This is a genomic window from Caldanaerobius fijiensis DSM 17918, assembly GCF_900129075.1.
Lineage (GTDB): Bacteria > Bacillota > Thermoanaerobacteria > Thermoanaerobacterales > Caldanaerobiaceae > Caldanaerobius > Caldanaerobius fijiensis.
The window spans coordinates 1-21,187 of sequence record NZ_FQVH01000039.1 but is presented as its reverse complement, the minus strand read 5'-3'; the positions used below and the strand labels follow the sequence as shown (position 1 = coordinate 21,187).

Annotated in this window: 18 protein-coding genes, 4 tRNA genes, 1 rRNA gene and 2 pseudogenes; 4 read left to right on the top strand and 21 right to left on the bottom strand. The window is 39.7% G+C overall.

The features are described from left to right. Together BUB87_RS12055 and BUB87_RS12050 are read right to left on the bottom strand one after the other, a co-directional pair. Window positions 1-553 (bottom strand): RNA-guided endonuclease InsQ/TnpB family protein (locus BUB87_RS12055; protein ID WP_143156631.1); only part of this gene is annotated, 553 nt, incomplete at its 3' end. A 282-nt stretch (window positions 554-835) separates the two neighbouring features. Beyond that, a complete protein-coding gene (locus tag BUB87_RS12050) occupies window positions 836-1,609 on the bottom strand; it encodes a cell wall hydrolase (RefSeq protein WP_073345818.1) in 774 nt (257 codons plus the stop codon). A gap of 255 nt (window positions 1,610-1,864) precedes the next feature. Between BUB87_RS12050 and BUB87_RS12045 the strand changes: the two genes are divergently transcribed. Then, window positions 1,865-2,113: an alpha/beta-type small acid-soluble spore protein gene (locus BUB87_RS12045; RefSeq protein WP_073345815.1), complete on the top strand. Its 249-nt coding sequence runs from the start codon at window positions 1,865-1,867 to the stop codon at window positions 2,111-2,113. Window positions 2,114-2,181: 68 nt separating this feature from the next. Next, on the top strand, window positions 2,182-2,709 hold the full coding sequence (locus BUB87_RS12040) for a DUF4364 family protein (RefSeq protein ID WP_073345813.1): 528 nt from the start codon (window positions 2,182-2,184) through the stop codon (window positions 2,707-2,709). A 6-nt stretch (window positions 2,710-2,715) separates the two neighbouring features. Here BUB87_RS12040 and uvrB read toward each other — a convergent pair whose 3' ends face one another. The 8 genes and pseudogenes from uvrB to BUB87_RS11995 form a co-directional block, all read right to left on the bottom strand. Continuing rightward, window positions 2,716-4,794, bottom strand: coding sequence for an excinuclease ABC subunit UvrB (gene uvrB, locus BUB87_RS12035; protein WP_073345824.1), 2,079 nt, complete (start codon window positions 4,792-4,794; stop codon window positions 2,716-2,718). A gap of 22 nt (window positions 4,795-4,816) precedes the next feature. Further along, on the bottom strand, window positions 4,817-5,308 hold the full coding sequence (locus BUB87_RS12030) for a coiled-coil domain-containing protein (protein ID WP_084111282.1): 492 nt from the start codon (window positions 5,306-5,308) through the stop codon (window positions 4,817-4,819). A gap of 131 nt (window positions 5,309-5,439) precedes the next feature. Then, the gene (locus BUB87_RS12025; RefSeq protein ID WP_084111281.1) at window positions 5,440-6,774 is read right to left on the bottom strand and encodes a dicarboxylate/amino acid:cation symporter; all 1,335 of its coding nucleotides are present in this window, start codon (window positions 6,772-6,774) and stop codon (window positions 5,440-5,442) included. Window positions 6,775-6,925: 151 nt separating this feature from the next. Continuing rightward, complete coding sequence (locus BUB87_RS12020) at window positions 6,926-7,375, bottom strand: DUF441 domain-containing protein (protein ID WP_073345808.1); 450 nt, start codon at window positions 7,373-7,375, stop codon at window positions 6,926-6,928. A gap of 111 nt (window positions 7,376-7,486) precedes the next feature. Next, window positions 7,487-8,278: an ABC transporter ATP-binding protein gene (locus BUB87_RS12015; RefSeq protein WP_143156697.1), complete on the bottom strand. Its 792-nt coding sequence runs from the start codon at window positions 8,276-8,278 to the stop codon at window positions 7,487-7,489. Window positions 8,279-8,312: 34 nt separating this feature from the next. Then, window positions 8,313-8,948 (bottom strand): annotated as a pseudogene (locus BUB87_RS15205) (ATP-binding cassette domain-containing protein); the annotation flags it as partial. A 118-nt stretch (window positions 8,949-9,066) separates the two neighbouring features. Continuing rightward, complete coding sequence (locus BUB87_RS12005; protein WP_073345800.1) at window positions 9,067-10,287, bottom strand: DUF438 domain-containing protein; 1,221 nt, start codon at window positions 10,285-10,287, stop codon at window positions 9,067-9,069. A gap of 667 nt (window positions 10,288-10,954) precedes the next feature. After that, window positions 10,955-11,341, bottom strand: coding sequence for a MerR family transcriptional regulator (locus tag BUB87_RS11995; RefSeq protein ID WP_073345795.1), 387 nt, complete (start codon window positions 11,339-11,341; stop codon window positions 10,955-10,957). Window positions 11,342-11,469: 128 nt separating this feature from the next. Here BUB87_RS11995 and BUB87_RS15200 point away from each other — a divergent pair. Then, window positions 11,470-11,580: pseudogene (locus tag BUB87_RS15200) on the top strand (IS30 family transposase); the annotation flags it as partial. 21 nt (window positions 11,581-11,601) lie between these two features. Here the strand turns inward: BUB87_RS15200 and BUB87_RS11990 are convergent. The 5 genes from BUB87_RS11990 to BUB87_RS11965 form a co-directional block, all read right to left on the bottom strand. Next, window positions 11,602-12,810 (bottom strand): MFS transporter, encoded by a 1,209-nt coding sequence (locus BUB87_RS11990; protein ID WP_073345792.1) that lies wholly within the window; start codon window positions 12,808-12,810, stop codon window positions 11,602-11,604. 104 nt (window positions 12,811-12,914) lie between these two features. Further along, window positions 12,915-13,445: a flavodoxin gene (locus BUB87_RS11985; protein ID WP_073345790.1), complete on the bottom strand. Its 531-nt coding sequence runs from the start codon at window positions 13,443-13,445 to the stop codon at window positions 12,915-12,917. 306 nt (window positions 13,446-13,751) lie between these two features. After that, window positions 13,752-14,726: a DUF362 domain-containing protein gene (locus BUB87_RS11975; protein WP_084111279.1), complete on the bottom strand. Its 975-nt coding sequence runs from the start codon at window positions 14,724-14,726 to the stop codon at window positions 13,752-13,754. A 102-nt stretch (window positions 14,727-14,828) separates the two neighbouring features. Further along, complete coding sequence (locus tag BUB87_RS11970; protein ID WP_073345787.1) at window positions 14,829-15,983, bottom strand: aldo/keto reductase; 1,155 nt, start codon at window positions 15,981-15,983, stop codon at window positions 14,829-14,831. Between the two features lie 209 nt (window positions 15,984-16,192). Beyond that, the gene (locus BUB87_RS11965; protein WP_073345785.1) at window positions 16,193-17,590 is read right to left on the bottom strand and encodes an MATE family efflux transporter; all 1,398 of its coding nucleotides are present in this window, start codon (window positions 17,588-17,590) and stop codon (window positions 16,193-16,195) included. Window positions 17,591-17,999: 409 nt separating this feature from the next. Between BUB87_RS11965 and BUB87_RS11960 the strand changes: the two genes are divergently transcribed. Next, a complete protein-coding gene (locus tag BUB87_RS11960) occupies window positions 18,000-19,196 on the top strand; it encodes an aldo/keto reductase (RefSeq protein WP_073345782.1) in 1,197 nt (398 codons plus the stop codon). 72 nt (window positions 19,197-19,268) lie between these two features. On the opposite strand, the gene BUB87_RS11955 is transcribed toward BUB87_RS11960, so the two are convergent. The 6 genes from BUB87_RS11955 to BUB87_RS11930 all read right to left on the bottom strand — a co-directional run. After that, on the bottom strand, window positions 19,269-20,285 hold the full coding sequence (locus BUB87_RS11955) for an MATE family efflux transporter (RefSeq protein ID WP_268761649.1): 1,017 nt from the start codon (window positions 20,283-20,285) through the stop codon (window positions 19,269-19,271). Window positions 20,286-20,493: 208 nt separating this feature from the next. After that, window positions 20,494-20,565, bottom strand: a tRNA-Thr gene (locus BUB87_RS11950). A gap of 6 nt (window positions 20,566-20,571) precedes the next feature. Next, window positions 20,572-20,644 (bottom strand) — tRNA-Phe (locus tag BUB87_RS11945). Between the two features lie 7 nt (window positions 20,645-20,651). Beyond that, a tRNA-Ile gene (locus tag BUB87_RS11940) sits at window positions 20,652-20,724 on the bottom strand. A gap of 38 nt (window positions 20,725-20,762) precedes the next feature. Next, window positions 20,763-20,834 (bottom strand) — tRNA-Glu (locus BUB87_RS11935). A 28-nt stretch (window positions 20,835-20,862) separates the two neighbouring features. After that, window positions 20,863-21,187 (bottom strand): 23S ribosomal RNA (locus BUB87_RS11930); the annotation flags it as partial.

Below are 21,187 nucleotides of genomic sequence, written 5' to 3'. Positions count from 1 at the left end.
CTTTATCTATTCCTATTGCTTTTTCTCCTGTGGATACTTTCTCTTTTTCTTCTTCTATTTCGACTGATAGGTTTATATACCACTTTCCTGCATGGTATTTTATGTTTATTGTTTTTACCTTTTTCGGATCAAAGTCTCTGTGTGCTTTTATTTTTATATGCCCTATATTTTTTATATACACATATCCTTCTTTGCTGAAATTTCTTTTTGCTTCGCATTGAGGAAGTGTTATCGATGTGTAGTGATATTTGTCTTTGAATTTGGGATAATTTGCTCGTCCTTCGAAGAAGTTTTTATATGCTCTGTCCAACCTTCTCAATACATCCTGCAGTATCTGCGAATGTACTTTTTTGTATTCAGGATGTTCTTTCTTGTATTCTGGAAGCATGTTTTGCTGATCTTCGTATGTGAGTCCTTTGCCGTATTCTTTGTAATGTTTTATCCTCTGTTCTAGTGAATAGTTGTATAATTTGCGGCACAAATACAATGTATAAAACAATTTTTCTTCCTGCTCTTTTGTCGGCTCTAGGAGAAAATGCTGACACATCATCATCTTTTCTCACCTTGGCTTTCTATTATAAAATCCTCTACAATTATTATGACATATTATTCTATGGCAGACAATAGAAATTCATCTCCCACCTGTAGAGGATGGGAGACTTCTTTCAAGTCTTAGTTAAAATCCGGTTTTTGCATAAAAAACGAAGAATTAACTTCTATTCGCAATTTCCACTATATACAAATAGGTTGCTTCCGAAAAGTTCAACAGCATCGGCTAAGGCCAGTGAACTTTTTTCTTCAGCAACCTATTTTGCAATTTACAATGAAAGTATCGTCATCTTGCAAATATATGGTCTCCAATCTGCGTTATTATAGTTCTTGACCAGATCCACGGTGAAGTAGTCTTAGCCGGATTGTAATAATAAAGCGCACCACCTGTTGGATCCCATCCACCTAGAGCTGCATCCGCCGCTCTATAAGCTTCTTCATCAGGTTCCATGTAGAATTGCCCGTCCATCACTGCAGTAAAAGCATAAGGCTGGAATATAATACCTGCTATAGTCTTAGGAAATCTCGGATCCTTTAACCTGTTCAATATAACAGCGCCCACAGCGACCTGACCTTCAAAGCTTTCACCACGGGCTTCGGCATATATTATTTTCGCCAATAAATATCTATCTATCGCATAATTTGCGCTGTAATTTACAGTTTTATCTGCACTTGCATTTTCTGTTATAGGAATAATAAATTGTTGCCCCGGTAGTATATAATCGTCCCAATAATTATTTGCCAGCTTTATATCGTCTACTGAAATTCCGTATTTTGCCGCAATATCTGATAATGTTTCTCCAGGCTGCACTGTATAGACATCACCATTTACAGGTACATAGAGTTTTTGCCCGGGTTTTATGATATCGCCTATTAAACCATTTTCCTGCTTAATCGCATCGACATTGGTCCCATACCAGGTGGCAATATCGTAGAGTGATTCACCATAGCTTACTACGTGTGCTTTTGACGCCGCAAAAACCTGTAAAGGCATTGCGATCGATGTAATAAAAATTGCGATCGACAAAATAACACATGTTATTTTTTTGTTGCTTATCATCGGCATCATCCTTTCTGAAAAATTTAGCCGTGGGAAGCAGCTATAAGGCATTATATATCATTTAGTGCCTTTTGTCATATATCATATTTGCGCATAATTAGCTATATCATGAGATATACTCCAGTATAATCATTTATACTCGATTTTTCTCACATATAATAGGCGATACCATTATATAGCACAAATCTGATTTGCATGAAAAAACTAGCGATGGGAATATTAAAAATGCAGCACAAAAAAGGAGGCATTTAAAAAATGGCTAAGGGAAGCATGACAAAACGACAGATGGTGCCACAAGCACATCAAGCCCTCGACAACATGAAATATGAAATTGCTGCCGAAATGGGCTTGCCGGTGTACCAGGGTTCCGAAGACTATTGGGGTAACCTGACATCACGGGATTGTGGAGCCGTAGGCGGCCATATGGTAAAAAGAATGATCAGCTGGGCAGAACAGGCCATGGCTAATACCCCTGCTGCACAAATGCCGAGTAAAACAAAATAATTGATTTAAAAGAGAAGTGGACATCACCCTTCTCTTTTTTATGATATAATTATTACAGGTGATGCAATGTGATTAGTAATACGCAGGAATTGGCTGAAAATAAATTATTGATTCTGTATGTACTACAGAGAGCTGGTTTGCCTCTAAGCAACGAACAAATAACAGAAATCATGCTGGATACTGAATGCATGAACTATTTCCTGTTGCAACAATTCCTGGGCGAACTGCAAAATAGTGAACACATTTTTTTTGACACTCAAAAATCATGTTATTATATTACCCCCAAAGGCACCAACACATTAAACCTCTTTCTACACCTGATAGATGAAGACAAAAAGAAGCGCCTCGACAAATACATAGTAATCAACAGGGAAAGATTTAAGCGAGAACTACAGATTACATCCGATTATAAACAGGTGGCCAAAGATCAATTCGTCGTGACGTGTAAAGTAGAAGAAAACAACATAACCCTTATAGAGCTCAAATTAAATGTGGTATCAAAAGAACAGGCCAAACTGCTCTGCAGCAACTGGAACCATAAGGCGCAAAAAATCTACGCCAACGTGATCAAAGAATTAACAGAAAATGACACTTAAAAAGCCCTATCTGGATAGGGCTTTTTTCTTTGTGTATTTTGCTTTTAAATCAAATATCTTATCCCTCAGTTCAGCCGCTTTTTCAAATTCTAAATTTGCTGCGGCTTTTTTCATCTGTTCCTCCAGTATAGCAATCTCTTTCTCTATTTCGCTCTCAGAAAGAGGTTCGCTATCAGTCACAGCTTTTTCAGTAAGTTTAACTTTCTGGCTGGACTTGGCTTTTCTACTGGACCTATTTTTTTCATTAGACTTGATTTTTTCATCATAAATACCGGGATCCTCTGCAACAATTGTGGCTTCTATGATATCGTGCACCGATTTGACGATCGTCTGAGGCACTATGCCGTTTTCCTCGTTGTATTTCATCTGAATCTGACGCCTTCTATTGGTCTCAGAAATAGCCTTTTTCATGGAATCGGTTATCTCATCAGCATACATTATGACGCGGCCTTCTGCATTTCTAGCAGCCCTGCCAATGGTCTGAATGAGGGACGTTTCTGATCTCAAAAATCCTTCTTTATCAGCATCTAAAATAGCCACCAGTGAAACCTCAGGGAGATCAAGTCCTTCTCTCAATAGATTTATACCCACCAGCACATCAAATGTCCCCAGTCTCAAATCCCTTACTATTTCCATTCTCTCAATAGTATCAATGTCCGAATGCAAATACCTGACTTTTATGCCTATATCTTTGAGGTATTCAGTTAAATCTTCGGCCATCTTTTTGGTAAGTGTCGTCACAAGAACACGATTACCTTTAGCCACGGTCTTTTTGATCTCACCTATAAGGTCGTCAATCTGCCCTTTCACAGGGCGCACCTCAACAGCAGGATCTACCAGGCCTGTCGGCCTTATAATTTGTTCTACCACCTGCACTGAGTGTTTGAGCTCGTATTCGCCCGGCGTAGCGGATACGAAGATCACCTGATTGATCCTTTCTTCAAATTCATGAAACTTAAGTGGCCTATTATCATATGCCGATGGCAACCTGAACCCATACTCCACCAGTGCATCCTTTCGAGATTTGTCACCATGATACATTCCTCTGATCTGGGGTATTGTTACATGGGACTCGTCTATGAACATCAAAAAGTCATCTGGGAAATAATCAATAAGGGTAAAAGGCGGGCTACCCGGCGGCCTTCCCGATAGATGCCTGGAATAATTCTCTATACCCTGGCAGTAACCTACTTCTTTTAGCATCTCTATGTCGTACATGGTGCGCTGTTTTAACCTCTGGGCCTCTACCAGCTTGCCCTGTGATTCCAGCTCTTTCAATCGTTCCTTGAGCTCGGCCTCTATGCTCTCTATAGCCCTATTTATTTTCTCTTTGGACGTAGCATAGTGGGATGCCGGGAATATTGATACATGGTTTCTAAGGCCTATAATCTCACCTGTGAGAACATCTATCTCAGATATCCGGTCAACTTCATCGCCAAAAAGCTCTATTCTTATGGCTCTATCGGCAGAAGATGCCGGAAATACCTCTATAACATCCCCTCTTACGCGAAACTTTCCTCTGGTAAAATTGATGTCATTTCTCTCATACTGTATATCCACAAGCCTTTTTAATATCTCCTCACGGCTTTTTATCATGCCAGGTCTTAGCGATAAAGTCATGTTGGCATAATCTATAGGGTCACCCAGGCCGTATATGCACGATACGCTGGCTACAATGATAACATCTCGCCTCTCAAAAAGGGCAGATGTAGCTGAATGTCTTAGTTTATCTATCTCGTCATTTATCGCCGCATCTTTTTCAATATACGTATCGGTCTGTGGGATATACGCTTCAGGCTGATAATAGTCGTAATAACTTACAAAATACTCCACTGCGTTATTAGGGAAAAACTCCCTGAACTCACTGCATAGCTGCGCTGCCAGTGTTTTGTTGTGGGCGATAACAAGAGTCGGCTTCTGGACTTCCTGTATGATATTAGCCATGGTAAAGGTCTTACCAGAACCCGTAACACCTAAAAGTGTCTGAAATTTATATCCTTTCCTTATACCATCGCTCAGCTTTTGTATAGCCTGAGGCTGATCTCCTCTGGGTTTATAATCCGATACTATTTTAAACTCACCTATGGATATCACCACCTTTAAATAACTAACCAATTTTTCGCTTTAACGTCCTTAATTCCCTTTCATGTTCGCCATACATGCCGCTTAAGCTTTTCTGTCCTTCGTATAAATCCTCTAACTTTCTACTCATCATCTCAAAATTTTCATTTACTTTACCTTCCAATTTCGCCATACCAATTTTTATGCCATCTGTTTCGGCTTTCTGGAACTCCGATGCTTCTCTCAGCGCTCGCAATATCTGACCATGCTCCTCCTGTTGCACTTTAATCCATTTAACATCTTCTCTCATGGACTTCTGCTCTTCCTGCAAAGCTCTGATATCTTCTCTCATAGATTTCTGCTCTTCTTGCAGGGCCTTGATGTCCTCTCTCATGGATTTCTGCTCTTCTTGCAGGGCTTTAATATCTTCTCTCATGGATTTCTGCTCTTCCTGTAGGGCCTTGATGTCACTTTTAATAGATTTGATATCGCCCTGCATATTTTTTAGTATTTCCAGTATAAGCTCCTCATTCGTCATAAAAATCTCCCCCTCGATACTTATCAACACCCCATCAATATTATATCATTTATTTATGCCGGGGCAAATCTTTCTTCACAAAACATGATAAACTACCTCCACAAAGCCCTGAAGGTAGTTTATCTCATAATTTATACACTTTTTACCATTGAATTTAATTCGATCTCATCAATGTCATCTCTATAAAATGCTTCACGGTCAAATTCTCCTTCAGAAACAGCTACCAGCAATGCTGCAACTGAAGCACCGGTAACATTGGTCATGGTCCTGGCCATATCCAGTATTACATCGATGCCCAAAACCATGGCCAGCCCTTCAATAGGAAGTCCAAGGCTTGTAAGCACAACGGTAGCCACAATAGATGCTGTACCCGGAACACCCGCCACGCCAATGGATGAGATTGTAGTCATAGCAATTAGAAGCAAGTAATGGCTAAAAGTAAGCTCTACATTAAAAACTTTTGCTACAAATACCGCTACTATAGCCGGATATAGACCTCCGCAGGCGTTCATTCCAACTGTAGAGCCTAAAGAAGCAACAAAGCTGGCAATTTTCTCTGAGATTTTCACCCTGTCCACCAGTGATCTTATAGTTACAGGAAGTGTACCATAGCTGGACTGGGTGGTGAATGCTACCACCTGTGCCGGATATATTTTTTTATAAAATCTCAAAGGATTTACCCTTGCTACAAAGGATACCAGGCCACCATGAACTACAATAAGCTGTATTGCGCAGGCAATGTACACCGCCGCTATAACTTTAGCAAGTGGTATGAGGGTTTTAAAACCGTATTTTGCGGAAATAGCTGCTATCAGTCCAAAAACTCCATAAGGCGTAAGTGAAATTACCATCTTGGTAATTCTGAACATGATTTTTTCCAGCGAAGTAATAAAATCTACGACGGGTTTTACTTCGTCGGGGTGTTTTTTCCTCTCTATTATGATTGCTATGGCTATGAAGATTGAGAAGACTACAATTGGAATAATACGTCCCTCTGCCATAGACGCAACGGGATTGGATGGAATCATATCCAACAAAACCTGAGAGAACGCAGGTATCTCACGGGCTTTAAAACCTGTATCAGCGGTAAACTTCATGCCTGAACCAAGATTAAAGGCAAGTGCTACAATTATTCCTATAACCGTAGCAATAGCAGTAGTAGACAGAAGCCATGCCAATGATTTTGCTGCAATGTTCTTGAGTTGATCAGGACTTTTAAGCGACGTAATGCTGGATATAATAGCAGTTACCACGAGAGGAATTACGATCATTTTAATTAAGCCTATATATATTTTCCCGATAGGCTCAATTATCTGGGCCTTTTCTTTGAAGATAGTACCTATAGCTATACCAAGAATCAAGCCTGTAAAAACCCTTATGCCAAACTTAACCCTTTTCTGCTTTAAGTAAAATAAAAAAACTAAGATTATAAAGGCCAGGATTAAACTTGCATAATTTAGATACATAATCATACCTCCTTAAAATTTTTATTAATATAATTCCGAGTAAATGTATATGAATACTTGGAATTATATTTCTATTATACAGGTACAAATATAAAAAGTCAATAATAAAAAAAGGGTTTTAATATATCAAACCCATCTCCTTTCACCACTTTTATAATCTAAACATCCTCATTATAAGCGTCGTGATTCCCAATGCAATCATCGGCCCGATAGGCGCGCCTTTGAAAAAACTCACTCCTATGACTGTCCCCAGTAGTACGCCCACTACACCATTTGTATCCACTTTCATGGTATTTAGACCTATAGATGCGAGAATAGCCACAACAATACCGGCAACAATAGTTATTATACCTTCAGGACTCTTGGAAACAGTCATAAACTCTTGCATTGATACCCTGTTCAATGCCAGTGGTGCTAATGCACCCATTGTCAATATGATTATGCCAAGATTTATACCGTTCTTCGCCATATATTGATTGATCGAATCTATGTTCAGCAACTTTATGGAAAGCAAAAGCGCAATGGCAGCCGCAACGCTGTTATTTCTTCCCACAAGACTGAAAAATAACATAATAACAAGGACAATCCCACCAAAATCCAATATATCGCCCCCTATAACTGCATTCCCCTATCACTGCATTGTATTATTTCTTAAACAAATTTATGATTAAAATGGGGAAATACCTTGTTTGATTATATAAACAGTTTTATATCAATTATAATATTGTGCCTGTGCATTCCACAGCTCTGCATATTTGCTGTTCTCGTCTTTAAGCAATTCCTCGTGCTTTCCATATTGAATTATCTCGCCGTTGTGAAACACAGCAATACAATCACAAAAACGGCAGCTTGAAAGGCGATGGGAAATAAATATTGATGTCTTATCACCCACAAGGGTATCAAATTTTGAGTATATTTCGTATTCGGATATTGGATCCAGTGCGGCCGTAGCTTCGTCAAGTATAACAATAGGAGCATCTTTGTACAAAGCCCTGGCTATAGCCAGCTTCTGACTCTCTCCCCCTGAAAATTCAATACCTTTTTCGTCAAATTTTTTAGAGACAGCTGTTTCAATACCATATTCAAGCTCTTTTATACGTTCGCTGAGACCGGCATCTTTCAGTACATCAAGAATTTTATCACCATCTGTTGTTTCACTATCCGCAAGAGATATATTTTCTTTAATTGTAAAAGACAGCAGCTTAAAGTCCTGAAAGACAACAGAAAATAATTTCAGATATTCTTTATAGTCATATTCTTTTATGTTTACACCATCGAGAAGTATCTCCCCCTCTGGTGGGTCATATAGTCTCATCAAAAGCTTTATAAATGTGGTCTTACCTGCACCATTTAAACCTACAATGGCAAGTTTTTTACCTACAGGAATTTTCAAAGATACATTTTTAATCGTGTATTGTTCCGCTCCGGGGTATTTAAATGAAACGTTTCTAAATTCAATTTCATGATTTTCCCTATTAGTTATATGCTTATTATTATGCGGCATAATATCCGGAAGCTCCAAAAAATCCTTATAAACCCTAATATATTTGCATGCAAACCTCAATCGCACAATTTATACTGCTTGCAAAATTGGTTGTAGCAGATGCATACATTGTAAAACTACCGATGGTAAATTTAACAGGATCTATTATAACCCTGTAAGCCAAATATCCGTATATGGCTATCATCTCTATCTGTCCTAAAATAATGGATATAGACATAAACCGGTAATCTGTATTTGCAATGTTCTTAAATAGCTTTAATGAATTTCTGTCGAATTTTCTATACCTTTCCATAATAAGTGGGACAACATTATAAAGTCTTATATATTTTCCCGCATTATAATCATATACAACCTGGCTTGCAAGATATCCAAACAATTTATTGTTTTCAGCGTTATCGGCCCAGAAGATGAAATCTTTATCCTGGCGCATTTTCTCCGTTATTGTATTGACAATAACAATTAATACAATAAGGGCTATAATGATAGGGCTCAGCTCAAATAAAACATATAAAAGACCTGCAACTGTCTTTATGTCCTGAAATACCACAGAAAACAACCTGTAATATTCATCGCGGTCAAAATCCCGACTATCGATGCCATTTATAAAAATCTGACCTTCACTGGGTTCATACAAGCCTGTCAAAAGCTTTACAAATGTCGTTTTCCCAGCGCCGTTGCTCCCCCCTCTATTGACTTTATTTGAATTACATAATAAATTTTAGCACATTCAACATATAAAGGCAAAGAGACAAGCTTTTTTATAGGCTTGTCTCTTTGTGAGTTATGCTTTATGAAAGCAGTCGCTTCTCGCCCTTTATTTCCTGTATCGGCCCAATATCCTGGGTGACTTCGATGGTACCCACATACTGCCCCTTCTCATCTCTTACGGCAAAGTACCTGATGTAAACATATTTATTTCCGAGCTTTATCCAGAAATCCTCGTGATCTTTTTTACCCGCTTTAAAATCATTTAAAAGCTGTTCAACGACATGGACACTGGCGGGCGGATGGCAATGCTGTACTTTGCGGCCAATAACGGATTTTGCCCGTGGGAAAATCCTCTCCCTGCCGTTGGAAAAATATCTTACCACATCGTCTTTATCTACAAAGGTGATGTCAACAGGCAGATTATCAAACAAAAGGCTTATCTCTTTAGGCGTCATTATACCCGTATCAAATTTTATATATCCGCTGGAATCTTCCCTGGCCAGTTCGTATCCCTCTTTTGCTTCCACATGAACTCTTTGAGGCTTCCACGATGGGATCACGTCGATCAGGCAATAGCCTATTTCATCGCTTTCGTCCATTATTCTTGCCCATTCATCTTCCGTCAATGTCTCCAGTGCCATGGGCAGCAAAATATTCTCTTCTTTAAATATCATATCGAGGACTTTGGTTAAAGCCGTATTTATCTCGCTCACCAGCTGGCTTTTTTCGCTCTCATCGTAATCCATCAACCTTTTTCGCACGGATTTTAACATATCCCTTATTTCATCATCAACACCCCACATAACACCAGGTGGGCCTGTAATTCCGTATTTTTCAAGATAGGGGAAAAGCAGTATTTCTTTTCTTTTGTAGTGCTTGTCTATATCCATTAAAAGATTGATCTTTTCCAGTAGTTTTAACGCTGTTTCTTTGTCACCTTTCGTATTTAACTCTTCCACATATGGTTTTATCTGTTCGTCAATCAACTTTTCAATAGCCCTATTTTCCTCTTTAAACGTGTGTACGGGATGGCCTGGTATAGTTTCGGGCTTTTGCACCTGTTCCAGAGATTCCCGGAATACAGCTGCGTGTACATCACATAACCTCTGTACTTCTTTAATATCCAGACCTTCATTTATTAGCTGTTGCTCTATCATGGATAGTTCTGTATGTGTGATTCCGTCAATCACGTCTTTAAACTTTTGCTTTACTTCATCAACACCTTTTCCTCTATGTAATTCTCTTATTACTTCCTTAAGCATCTCCTGCCGATGCTCTCTGTTATTAATTAACTCGCTCACGGATTTTACCTCCTATCTCTTCTACTAGTTGTTATTATTATACTATACAGGGATTTTAATACGTGTGATTTACGTCACATCAGCTCTATAAAATTTAAAACCTTACATTTACATTATTTGCAATTGTATAATCATATGCTATAATTTATAAAAAAAGCTTTTCCCAATGATCAGCATTTTAAGAAACTGTACATATTCGTCTTATCTTGACCCCGATTCTAGTTATTTGTGCAGTCAACCAGATAAAATGGCAGAATGGTTAAAAACAAAAGGTATAACCTATGCTGATGACATAATGTGCGTGAATATGTACGAATATTATTTTATCTATATCTCATTAAAAGATAAAGAGTATTATATACCGCTAACAGAACTCCACACTCCCACAGAAAAATTTAAAGTATATTCAAGATCTGAATTTCAAGGCATATTCGGTCCTTTTATGAAAAAAATCGTAAACAACATACCATTAGACGGCACTTTATATATAACGGCCAAACCGAAATCAGACAATTTGAACAGTAATAAAATTAAAATAAATAGGCTAAAATCAATCATAATTTTATGTTCAATAACATCATTAAGCATACTATATTTACTATATTTATACAAAAAAATATATAAAAAAAGTTGGCAATAGGATTCAAACCTTATGCCAACTTTCTCATTAATCTTCTGCTTTTTTTAATGTTTTTTCTCTTTCAACTATTGCCTGTTCATACCTTGCAATTTTATAATTCAGGCGTTCCAGTGTTTTCTGCATATCTTCTATTCTTTTTATGAGCTGGTTACGCTGCTCGATCAAGAGTGCTTTTCTTGCCTCAATGGTTTCATCACCCTGTTGAACCAACGTAACATACTCAATCAATACCTCAATTGGAAGACCCGCACTCCGCATACATTTGATAAATTCTATCCACCTGCAGTCTTCTTCCGTAAAATCCCTTATTCCGCTTTTATTACGGTTCACATGAGGAATCAGTCCGATGCGTTCATAATAACGGATTGTATCCTGAGAAAGACCAAATTTTTCGCTTACTTCTGCAATGGTCATGTAATCACACCTCCTGATATCTGAAATTATAACACTTAGAGTTAACTCTAGGTCAACAGTAAACTTATGGAGGGTTAGTTGTATAATTAAATGCAACAGGCAAAAATTTAATTGAGAAAAATTGAAACCATATTGATTTGTACTTAAAAGTGCGTTTAAAACCAAAGAAGAAAATAATAAGAAGGAACAAGAAGATTATGGGAGAGAGCATATCGCAAAGACTTGAGGAGAGAAACAAAATAACGGGTTAATTTTGTAAATTATTCCATTTTTATTGCTTTATAGGGTTTGTCTTCCAGAACTTCATTGTCATGCACTTGAGAAAGAACGGGCAAGCCAAAGGAGACTGCCGCGGCACAGGCTGAGAATGCAACTGAGACTGCACCGATCCAGCTAATCGCAATTATTGAAGAGCCTCCTACAGCAATTCCCCCAATGCCGGCGCCCGCAGCAAAGCCGAACTGAATAAAGGAACCATTCAGGCTAAGCATGATACCTGAAGCCTCCGGAGCAAGCTTGACCAGGTTTAAGTTCAAGGTGAGTCCGGACGTCCAGGCTGCAATAGCCCAAAGCATAAGCAGCGGGACGGTAACAATTACCGACGTTGGGAAAATTGATATCAACACCAGTGCAAGGGCTTGGACAACCATGCCGCCGATAAGCGTGAGTTCGGCGCCAATATGATCTGCAAGGAGGCCGCCAAGCTTGGCACCTATTAAACTTGCGACGCCTAGGCCAAAAAGTATAGCGCTTATTTCATGTTCAATCATCGGCATGACAGAGGTTAGGAATGGAGTAATATAGGTGTTGACAACCGAATAGCTGGTAAACATGAAAAACGTCACGCCGAGGGCTATATCTATCTTTGGCTTCTTCAAGAGGGCAAGCTGCCTTCCTAGAGGTACGGGCGCTTCGCTTTCAGTAGCCGGAATTGCCCGCATAACTGCGAAGAATGAAAGCAGACTTAAGATTCCGATGCCCCAAAAAATCGCCTTCCAACCATATGTCGTTGTAACCATGCGGGCTAGGGGAATACCGAGTACAAGGGCAGCGCTGGATCCCATTGCGAGGTTGGACAACGCTCTGGCCTTTCGTCCAGCAGGAGCCAACTTCTCGACAATGGAAAAGGCGCATACGCCGTAGACTCCAAATCCAATCCCAAGCACGACGCGAGAAACTATCAGAAAGCTAAAGCCTGGAAGGGTTACCGTAGAAATGGTGCTAAGTATTATAACAGCAAGAGCCAGCAGCAGCAACTTGCGCCGTTCCATCTTAGCGGTCACCATCATTGTTATAGGCGTGCCGATAGCACTGCCAAGCGCAAATGCGGTAATAAGCTGTCCCGCTGCCGACACCGATACGCCGACTGAAGCTGCAACCTTATCCAGAATGCCCCCGAAGACAAATTGCAGCGTACCAAGTAGAAAGCTGATAAAGGCTAACAAGAAAATTTTCCAGTTGTTGTTCATTGTGTTTTTTTCACTCCTCGCGTAATAACTATAATAGTATTCAATACCGTCATTACTCTTTCAATGTCAGAGATTTACATTATTTGTGTTTTTCCAATTCTCACTTATGGTAACAAATCAAGTTTTTTTAGCCAGTTTACAACATCCTCGTCTGCATTGTTAACACTGCTGCCTCGAATCGCCAAACCAGGTAGCACTTTTGCATTCGGGCAAAGTCTCTTTATATCGTGTTCACTACTTCCCATTCCACTACCTTCATGAGTGCAAAATGGAATAATGGTCTTTCCTGAAAAATCATGGGACTCTAAAAACGTAAATACCGCCATCGGCATCGTTCCCCACCAATTCGGATACCCAAGATAAATCACATCATAAGATTCCATATCATCTACTATTTCTGTAAGCTCGGGTCTGGCATTTTTTCTCTCTTCTTCCTTTGCTACTTTTGTTGTTTCCGTATAATCTTCTGGATAAGACTTTACTGTTTTGATTTGGAACATGTCACTTCCTGTTAATTTCTGTATTTTCTTTGCTATTACTTCTGTGTTACCAATTGGCAGGTTAACAATACTACCGCCCACATAATTATTTCCTTTACGTGAAAAATAAGCGATAAGGCTCTTTGAGTTTGCCATTCTTATCCCTTCCCAATTAAATATATTTTTTATTTTACCTAATTAAATATCAAATTTGACGGTGCTAAGCCGTTTCACGATTTCAGGATCGGTATGTGAAAAGAACAAGCTTTTTTTCGTATCTAACGTAGCAATCATCTCCATATCCTCTTGACTTAATTCAAAGTCAAAGATATTGATGTTTTCGATGATTCTTTTTAGCGATTTCTCAAAGGCTTTCTTTGTACTCTCGTACCCGGCATCCTGAATCCAGAGCTTAGTCGTAATTACACCGTGTAGACAATCCCAAACAGGAATGATAGCGCATCATTTATCTATTCTTACCAGCTCATATGTTCTGCTGCCAAGGCCAAGTTGTTCTGCGTACTCCAGAGTATGGATGCCGTTTTTTGATTCTATTCGCTCTATCAAATCATGTCCGTCGTGAGCTGCATAAACCAGATCCACACAAGCCTGATCCAGCGCTACGGGATCGAGAGAGGCAAGAATACCAATATCCGCCATTGTAGGATCGGCAGGATGCGAATCACAATCACAGTCGACTGACAAATTATTCATTACATTGATGTAAACGATTTTGTTTCCGAGACTATTTATTACAGCGCCGGCTGCTTCCACCATAGACTCTAGAAACGCCTCCTGCTGGGTTGCGAAACAGATAGCAAAATCACTGGTTTTATCGGTGACCCCGGCTGTATGAATCCACATTTTCCCACTGGCTGACGCAATACCAATTGACATGTTTTTTATTGCGCCGCCGAAACCAGCCATGGCATGTCCTTTGAAATGTGAAAGTACTATAAAAGAATCGTAGTTTTTAAAATGGGAACCGACAAAATCTTCCTTGATATGCTTTCCTTTTTCAAAAGGTAAAGAAATAAAACCTTCTTCATCCAAAATATCTACAGGAGCAATAGCGGTAAACCCATGATCTTCTACGACTTGTTTATGCTGGGCTGTATTAGACCGTTTGCCACCATAGGCAGTATTGCACTCAACGATTGTCCCGTTTACCGATTGTACCAAATCTTTAATTAAAGCAGGGGAAAGAAAATTATGTCCACCAGGTTCACCCGTACTGATTTTTACTGCCACTTTACCAGGGAGCTTATGCCCTAGCGCTTCGTAAACTGCCATTAATCCAGCGGGACTTATGTCGCTTGTCATATAAACAGTAGGTTTCGTTTCATTTTTAGTCAGTTCACTGTTGATGTCATTTCCCTCAACTCTGTCCTTACCAGATAAAATACGTGTTGGGTCGTAAAAATCAGAGTTTATCATAATAGAACCTCCTTAATTTTTTGTGTTATAATTATAAATCTTGGAGTTCACTCTAAGTCAAGTGCTTCTTAAATTTTTTAATTTGGTGTTCTACATAATTGTTTAATTGCCAAATAATTTAACTGCCTGTTTCATTTTTTTAATAATATCCACACCAAATGGACAGTTTTTCATACATATCCCACATTCTATGCACTCACTGGCGTGATGCTTTAATAAGCTATAATGATTCTTTAATGTTTCTGAAACATTTTCTTGAATTAATGCTAGATCTAAATATTTATTTACTAATGCAATATCTATCTTTTTGGAACATGGGGCACAATGTCCACAATACATACAATGTCCACTAAATGAACTTTTTGGAGCTTTGGCAAGAACTTCACTATAATCTTTTTCTTCATTGCTTGCAGTGACATAAGCGGTTGCTGCAAGTACTTGATTCGTATTAGATACTCCCACCATTACGGAAGCAACTGCCGGTCTGGTTAAACAGTAATGTAAACATTGTACTGGGGTCAACGCTTTTTCAAAAGGCGATTCTTTGTCGCTTAGCAACATTCCAGCAGCATATCCTTTCATAACAGTTAAAGCAACACCCGCATTTTCACAAGTCCGGTATAACCTGTCACGCTTTGGATCAATACCTTCATAGGTCCTGTTTTTAAAAGTACTTTCTTCAAATAGTATGTCTACATCCTCAATGGCTGGCAACATATCATAAGCAGCATTGATACTAAATAAAATTACATCAATTATTCCTGTTTCCACTGCTCTGAAAGCAATATCTGTATTATGTGTTGATATTCCTAAAGACTTAATTATACCTTTTTCTTTCAATTCTTTTGCATATTTTATTATTTCTCCATTAAAAATGTTATCAAAATCTTTTTGATCATCAACATAATGAATCATCCCTACATCGACGTAGTCTAATTGCATTCTAGTTAAAAAGTCTTCATATGCATTGATAACTTCATTAATATCCCTGGTACGCCGATACTGTCCTCTATCCCAGGTAGAACACAGATGTCCTTCAATAACAAAACTGCTTCTAGGATATTTGCTTAAGGCTTTACCAACATTACTTCTAACTTCCGGATTTGAATTATATAAATCAAAAAAATTAATACCTTCTTTAATGGCACAATCAATAATTGCTTCGCAATCTTCATAACTTTTATTTTCAAATCCTCCACCACCAATACCAATGACACTTACTTTAATTCCTGTTCTTCCTAAAATTCGATATTCCATATTATACACCTCATAATTAAGGATATCACTTTGAGTTAACTCCGAGTCAAGATATTTTTATGGTGCTCAAAATGCACCTCTGCCGGTTGTTTCTTTTAATTTTTTATAGCATACTCATACCGTGAGTGCTCAACTGGTTATTTTTTACTGTAGTTGGGTGAAGCAATGTGTTTCAAAAGCTTCACCACCTTAATTTGTTAGCATTTAAATCACTCACTCACCAATTCATTACTTAAAAGTGTTCTTTCTTTCCATTTGCCTTTTTTATAGAAAAGTGTAGTGATAATAGCTCCACATACCCAAGCAACCAGAAGAGAAACAAAGATAGACTCAGGCCTTCCAGCGGGATACGCCGGGCTTCGTGTCAAATAAGCAATGCCATAGGCAATGGGTACGCGCAGAACAATTGTAGTTATAAGCGAAATCCACATGGGCGTTACAGTATCGCCCGCGCCACGCATAACTCCTGATAAAACCTGTGTTACTGCCATTGCAATATAACCTACCGCCAGAATGCGCATCATACGCATACTTAAATTAACCAGCTCAACCGTATCGGTAAAAATATTCATAAGATATCTTCCAAAGACCAATATAATTACAGTTATAACCGTTGAAACTCCAACCGCTATCATCAGGCCCTCCCGAGTTCCCTTTTCCACTCTGTCCATTCTTTTGGCTCCAACATTCTGCCCTGCAAAGGTGGTCATGGCATTACCAAAAGTAAAATTGGGCATCATAGCAAACCCATCTACGCGCATAACCATCACGCTGCAGGCGATAACCATTTCACCAAAGGTGTTTGTTAGAGACTGTACAACAATCATTGCAAGTGAAAATATCGCCTGTGTTAGACCAGATGGCAGTCCTAGCTTTATAAGCTGCAACGAATACTGTTTCAATGGTTTCATCATTTCTAAGTTGAAATCAAATATATCTCTCATTTTCATCAATTTAACAACGCAAAGAATAGCCGATATCACCTGAGCAATTACAGTTGCCAATGCAACCCCGGCTACACCCATATTTAGCCCTGCAACAAACCATATGTCCAGGACCACATTAAGAGCAGTAGAAATAAGTAAAAACACAAGGGCAGAAAAAGAATCCCCTAAACCACGCAAAATACCCGACAAGATGTTAAAATACGAAAACCCCCAATTGCCAACTAGCAAAATAAAAAGGTAATCAGCACACCAATCTATGATTGAATCCGGCGTATTGAGAAAAACAAGCATAGGACGGGTAACAAGTGGTCCCACCACCATAATTATTAAAGACGCTATAGCTGTAAGTGTCATGCATACACCAATAGAGCGTGAAAGCTTTTCGCGGTCCTTTGCTCCAAAATACTGGGAAACCATTATACCCGCTCCCGTAGCCACTCCCACAAAAAGCACAAGTAAAAGATTTAAAACTGGAAGAGCACTACCTACCGCAGCAAGCGCATTATCCCCAACATATCTCCCAATAATAATTGAATCAGCAGTATTGTAAAACTGTTGCGCAACGTTGCCAATCAGCATTGGAATCGAAAATTCAATAATTCGCTTCCATGGCGTCCCCACGGTCATATCTTTGGGAGTAAACAAATCAAATTTTGCCATATATACATCTCCTTCTCCTTTTTTATTATTTATCTTTCATATTCATATAGGTAGGTAATTAAATAGCTAATAAATACCAAAGCTAAAGCGTTTTCTCACCTCCCTATCTCTATATAAAATCCAAGAGCCATTTTATCATATTTCTATTGACCAGTCTCGCTTTTTTAAGTTTCTTATTTCACTTATTTCACTCTTGAAATAGTACGACGCATTGATTTACCTTGTCCTCTTAATGTATAGATAAAAAATTAATGTATAGATAAAAAAGTGCTTGACTTGGAATTAACTCCAAGTATTAAACTATTGGCTGGAGAACATGATATGACGACTACAGAAATTAGTGAACAACTCGGCATCATACCGTATGCACTCCACGAAAAAAGTAATCTGATTGCAAAGGAGGTTCAACATGATTTACAAACAGTTTCATGACTTGCAGATTTCCCAACTCGGCATGGGCGCTATGCGTCTGCCTACCATAGGAGAGCGCGGCCCGATAGACGAGGATAAAGCAAGGGAGATCATTGAATACGCCTACGAACATGGTGTAAATTACTTCGATACGGCTTACAGATACCACAACGGCGAATCAGAGAAATTCTTGGGCAAGGTGCTGAGTCAGTACCCCCGCGAGAGCTGGTATCTTGCCTCGAAAATGCCGGGCCACATGATGCGTTTTAACAACGGGCGGTTGGAATTTTCGGGATATCTAGCTGGTCTCCCGGTAGCCACGCCTGCCGAAATTTTCGAGGAGCAGCTGGCCAAATGTGGCGTGGACTACTTCGACTTCTACCTTCTACACAACGTGTGCGAGACTTCGCTCGACGTTTATATGAATGAGGAGCTTGGCATCCTGGATTATCTGCTGGAACAGAAGAAAAAGGGTAGGATTCGCTACCTTGGTTTTTCCACACATGCAATGCCTGAAACCCTGGGGCGCTTCCTCTCATGGAGGGATTGTTTCGACTTCGTACAAATCCAGCTTAACTATATGGACTGGACACTTCAAAACGCGAAGCGGAAGTATGAAATTCTCGCTGAGCGCGGCATCCCTGTGATAGTCATGGAGCCCTGCCGGGGCGGCAGATTGGCCTCCCTGAACGAGGAAGCCAACGCGATGCTGAAACAAGCCCGACCCAACGATTCCATTGCGTCCTGGGCGTTCCGGTTCGTCAAATCCCTGCCGGGCGTTTTGGTCGTCCTCAGCGGCATGACCAAATTAGATCAGGTCATAGACAACATCAAGACCTTTTCTGATCCTACACCACTGACAGAGGAAGAAAACGAACTATTACTGAAAAAGGTTATGTCTACCTTGGTACAACTAGTTCCTTGCACCGCCTGTCGGTATTGCTGTGATGGTTGTCCCCAGAACCTGGATATTCCCAAGTTGATCTCCATATACAATGAGGTTGCCTTCGAACCATCTCCCGCCGTTCATTTTGCCATCGCTGCCTTGAAAGACGATGAAAAGCCCTCGAACTGCATTGCCTGCGGCAAATGTAAAGAGATATGTCCTCAAGGGATCGATGTTCCTGAGATTATGAAAAAGTTTTCTGAAGCATTAGAAAAGATGCCACGGTTTGGCCCGCCGCGCAGAAGATAGGTGGCATATAGCTTGCATCTGTCATCACAAACAGATGCATTTTTTTTAACCAGCTTTGAATGAAAACAGGATTCAGATGACCTGGAAATTCTTCCACTGGCCACGCCTAAACCGGTCAACAAAAACAATAGAGCGAAACGTCCAATCAATCCCCATAGCAATCCATATGCCAATAACTCCCATGTGAAAGACAACACCCAGAATGTAAGCAAAGGATATACGGAAAACAAACATAGAGATAATTGAAATAATCATGGGAAAACGCACATCTCCTGCCGCACGAAGCCCATAGGAAAGGGTGAATGAAACTGGCCACAAAAGGATTGCAAAACAGTTATGAATCACAACAAGGATATAAGTTAGTTGACGGGTTTCTGCAGATAAAGTATAGAGATTTAAGATCCACGGAAGGAGCAAAATCATGCCTAAATTGATACATAATGTTCCGACATATGTAATCTTCATAAGTTTTTTTGTATAGTAGGTAGCCTGTGAATAATCGTTTGCACCAACACATTGACCTACCACAGTAACTATGGCGAGATTCATAGCAGTTGGAAAGCTAACTGCCATACCAGCTAAACTGTTGGTAACTCCATTCGCGGCAATCTGAGTTGTCCCGAACAATGCAATAATACTAGTTAAGAGAACGCGGCCTAATTGAACAATGCCATTTTCTATTCCGTTTGGAATGGCGATATTCAGGATTTTTCGAATCATTTTTCCATTCCAGGAGAAAATTTCAGGGAGACGGATGAAGACCTCATTTTTCCTATTGAAAGACAGGTACATCATAATCACTGCAGCAGCTGCACGCGCAATGAGTGTCGCAATTCCAACACCTGTAACACCGGCATGAAACACAAAGATTCCAATGGCATTTCCCACGATATTAATCAGGTTCATGATAATAGAAACAATCATGGTGATACGGGAATTCCCCATGGAACGAAATAATGCGGCACAGGAATTATAGATGCCTAAAAATGGATAGGATAATCCGGAAATAACGAAATAAGTAATGGCAGCTGCCATAACATCATCTTCAATACTGCCAAAAAGGATCCGTAATGTTGGTTTATTAAACAGAAGAGAATGTAGATACCGGGTGATAAATCAAACTTTTTACTTACTTCTGTAATTGTCATTTTGATACCTCCTAAAGAAGCATACTACTTTGAGTTAACTCTATGTCAATAACATTTTTTAGGAAAATAATCCTTGTTGTGTGAATGACTCATCAAAATCAAAAAAAGTCAAGGTTCTTGAAAACCTTGACTTTTCAGCATATAAAAAAAGCTGGCAATAGGACTCGAACCTACAACCTGCTGATTACAAGTCAGCTGCTCTACCATTGAGCTATGCCAGCTTATAATGCCCCAGGACGGAATCGAACCGCCGACACGGGGATTTTCAGTCCCCTGCTCTACCGACTGAGCTACCGGGGCAACTAGATGGGCCTTCAGGGACTCGAACCCCGGACCGACCGGTTATGAGCCGGTTGCTCTACCAGCTGAGCTAAAGGCCCTTAATTTTATATCTTAATTTTATATTTTTATACAGCCATGACCCCGAGGGGATTCGAACCCCTGTTACCACCGTGAAAGGGTGATGTCCTAGCCATTAGACCACGGGGCCATTATGACCTTGAGAGGATAGAGGATGTAAGGTCAAGGCCTCGACCTATTAGTACTTACCAGCTTAAAGCATTTCTGCTCTTACACCTTAAGCCTATCTACCTCGTCTTCTTCGAGGGGTCTTACTACCTTTACGGTATGGGAAATCTTATCTTGAGGCGTGCTTCACGCTTAGATGCTTTCAGCGTTTATCACTCCCGGACTTGGCTTCCCAGCCGTGCAGTTGGCACTGCAACTGGTTCACCATCGGTCCGTCCTTTCCGGTCCTCTCGTACTAGGAAAGGCTCCTCTCAAATTTCCTGCGCCCGCGACGGATAGGGACCGAACTGTCTCACGACGTTCTGAACCCAGCTC

Bases quoted from the DNA above. Each gene is read 5' to 3' on its own strand.
- BUB87_RS12025 (WP_084111281.1), bottom strand. From the start codon at position 6,774: ATGTATCTAAATTATGCAAGTTTAATCCTGGCCTTTATAATCTTAGTT.
- BUB87_RS12050 (WP_073345818.1), bottom strand. From the start codon at position 1,609: ATGATAAGCAACAAAAAAATAACATGTGTTATTTTGTCGATCGCAATT.
- BUB87_RS12015 (WP_143156697.1), bottom strand. From the start codon at position 8,278: ATGCCGCATAATAATAAGCATATAACTAATAGGGAAAATCATGAAATT.
- BUB87_RS12045 (WP_073345815.1), top strand. From the start codon at position 1,865: ATGGCTAAGGGAAGCATGACAAAACGACAGATGGTGCCACAAGCACAT.
- BUB87_RS11975 (WP_084111279.1), bottom strand. From the start codon at position 14,726: ATGATAAACTCTGATTTTTACGACCCAACACGTATTTTATCTGGTAAG.
- BUB87_RS11990 (WP_073345792.1), bottom strand. From the start codon at position 12,810: ATGAACAACAACTGGAAAATTTTCTTGTTAGCCTTTATCAGCTTTCTA.
- BUB87_RS11970 (WP_073345787.1), bottom strand. From the start codon at position 15,983: ATGGAATATCGAATTTTAGGAAGAACAGGAATTAAAGTAAGTGTCATT.
- BUB87_RS12030 (WP_084111282.1), bottom strand. From the start codon at position 5,308: ATGACGAATGAGGAGCTTATACTGGAAATACTAAAAAATATGCAGGGC.
- BUB87_RS11985 (WP_073345790.1), bottom strand. From the start codon at position 13,445: ATGGCAAACTCAAAGAGCCTTATCGCTTATTTTTCACGTAAAGGAAAT.
- BUB87_RS11960 (WP_073345782.1), top strand. From the start codon at position 18,000: ATGATTTACAAACAGTTTCATGACTTGCAGATTTCCCAACTCGGCATG.
- BUB87_RS11965 (WP_073345785.1), bottom strand. From the start codon at position 17,590: ATGGCAAAATTTGATTTGTTTACTCCCAAAGATATGACCGTGGGGACG.
- BUB87_RS11995 (WP_073345795.1), bottom strand. From the start codon at position 11,341: ATGACCATTGCAGAAGTAAGCGAAAAATTTGGTCTTTCTCAGGATACA.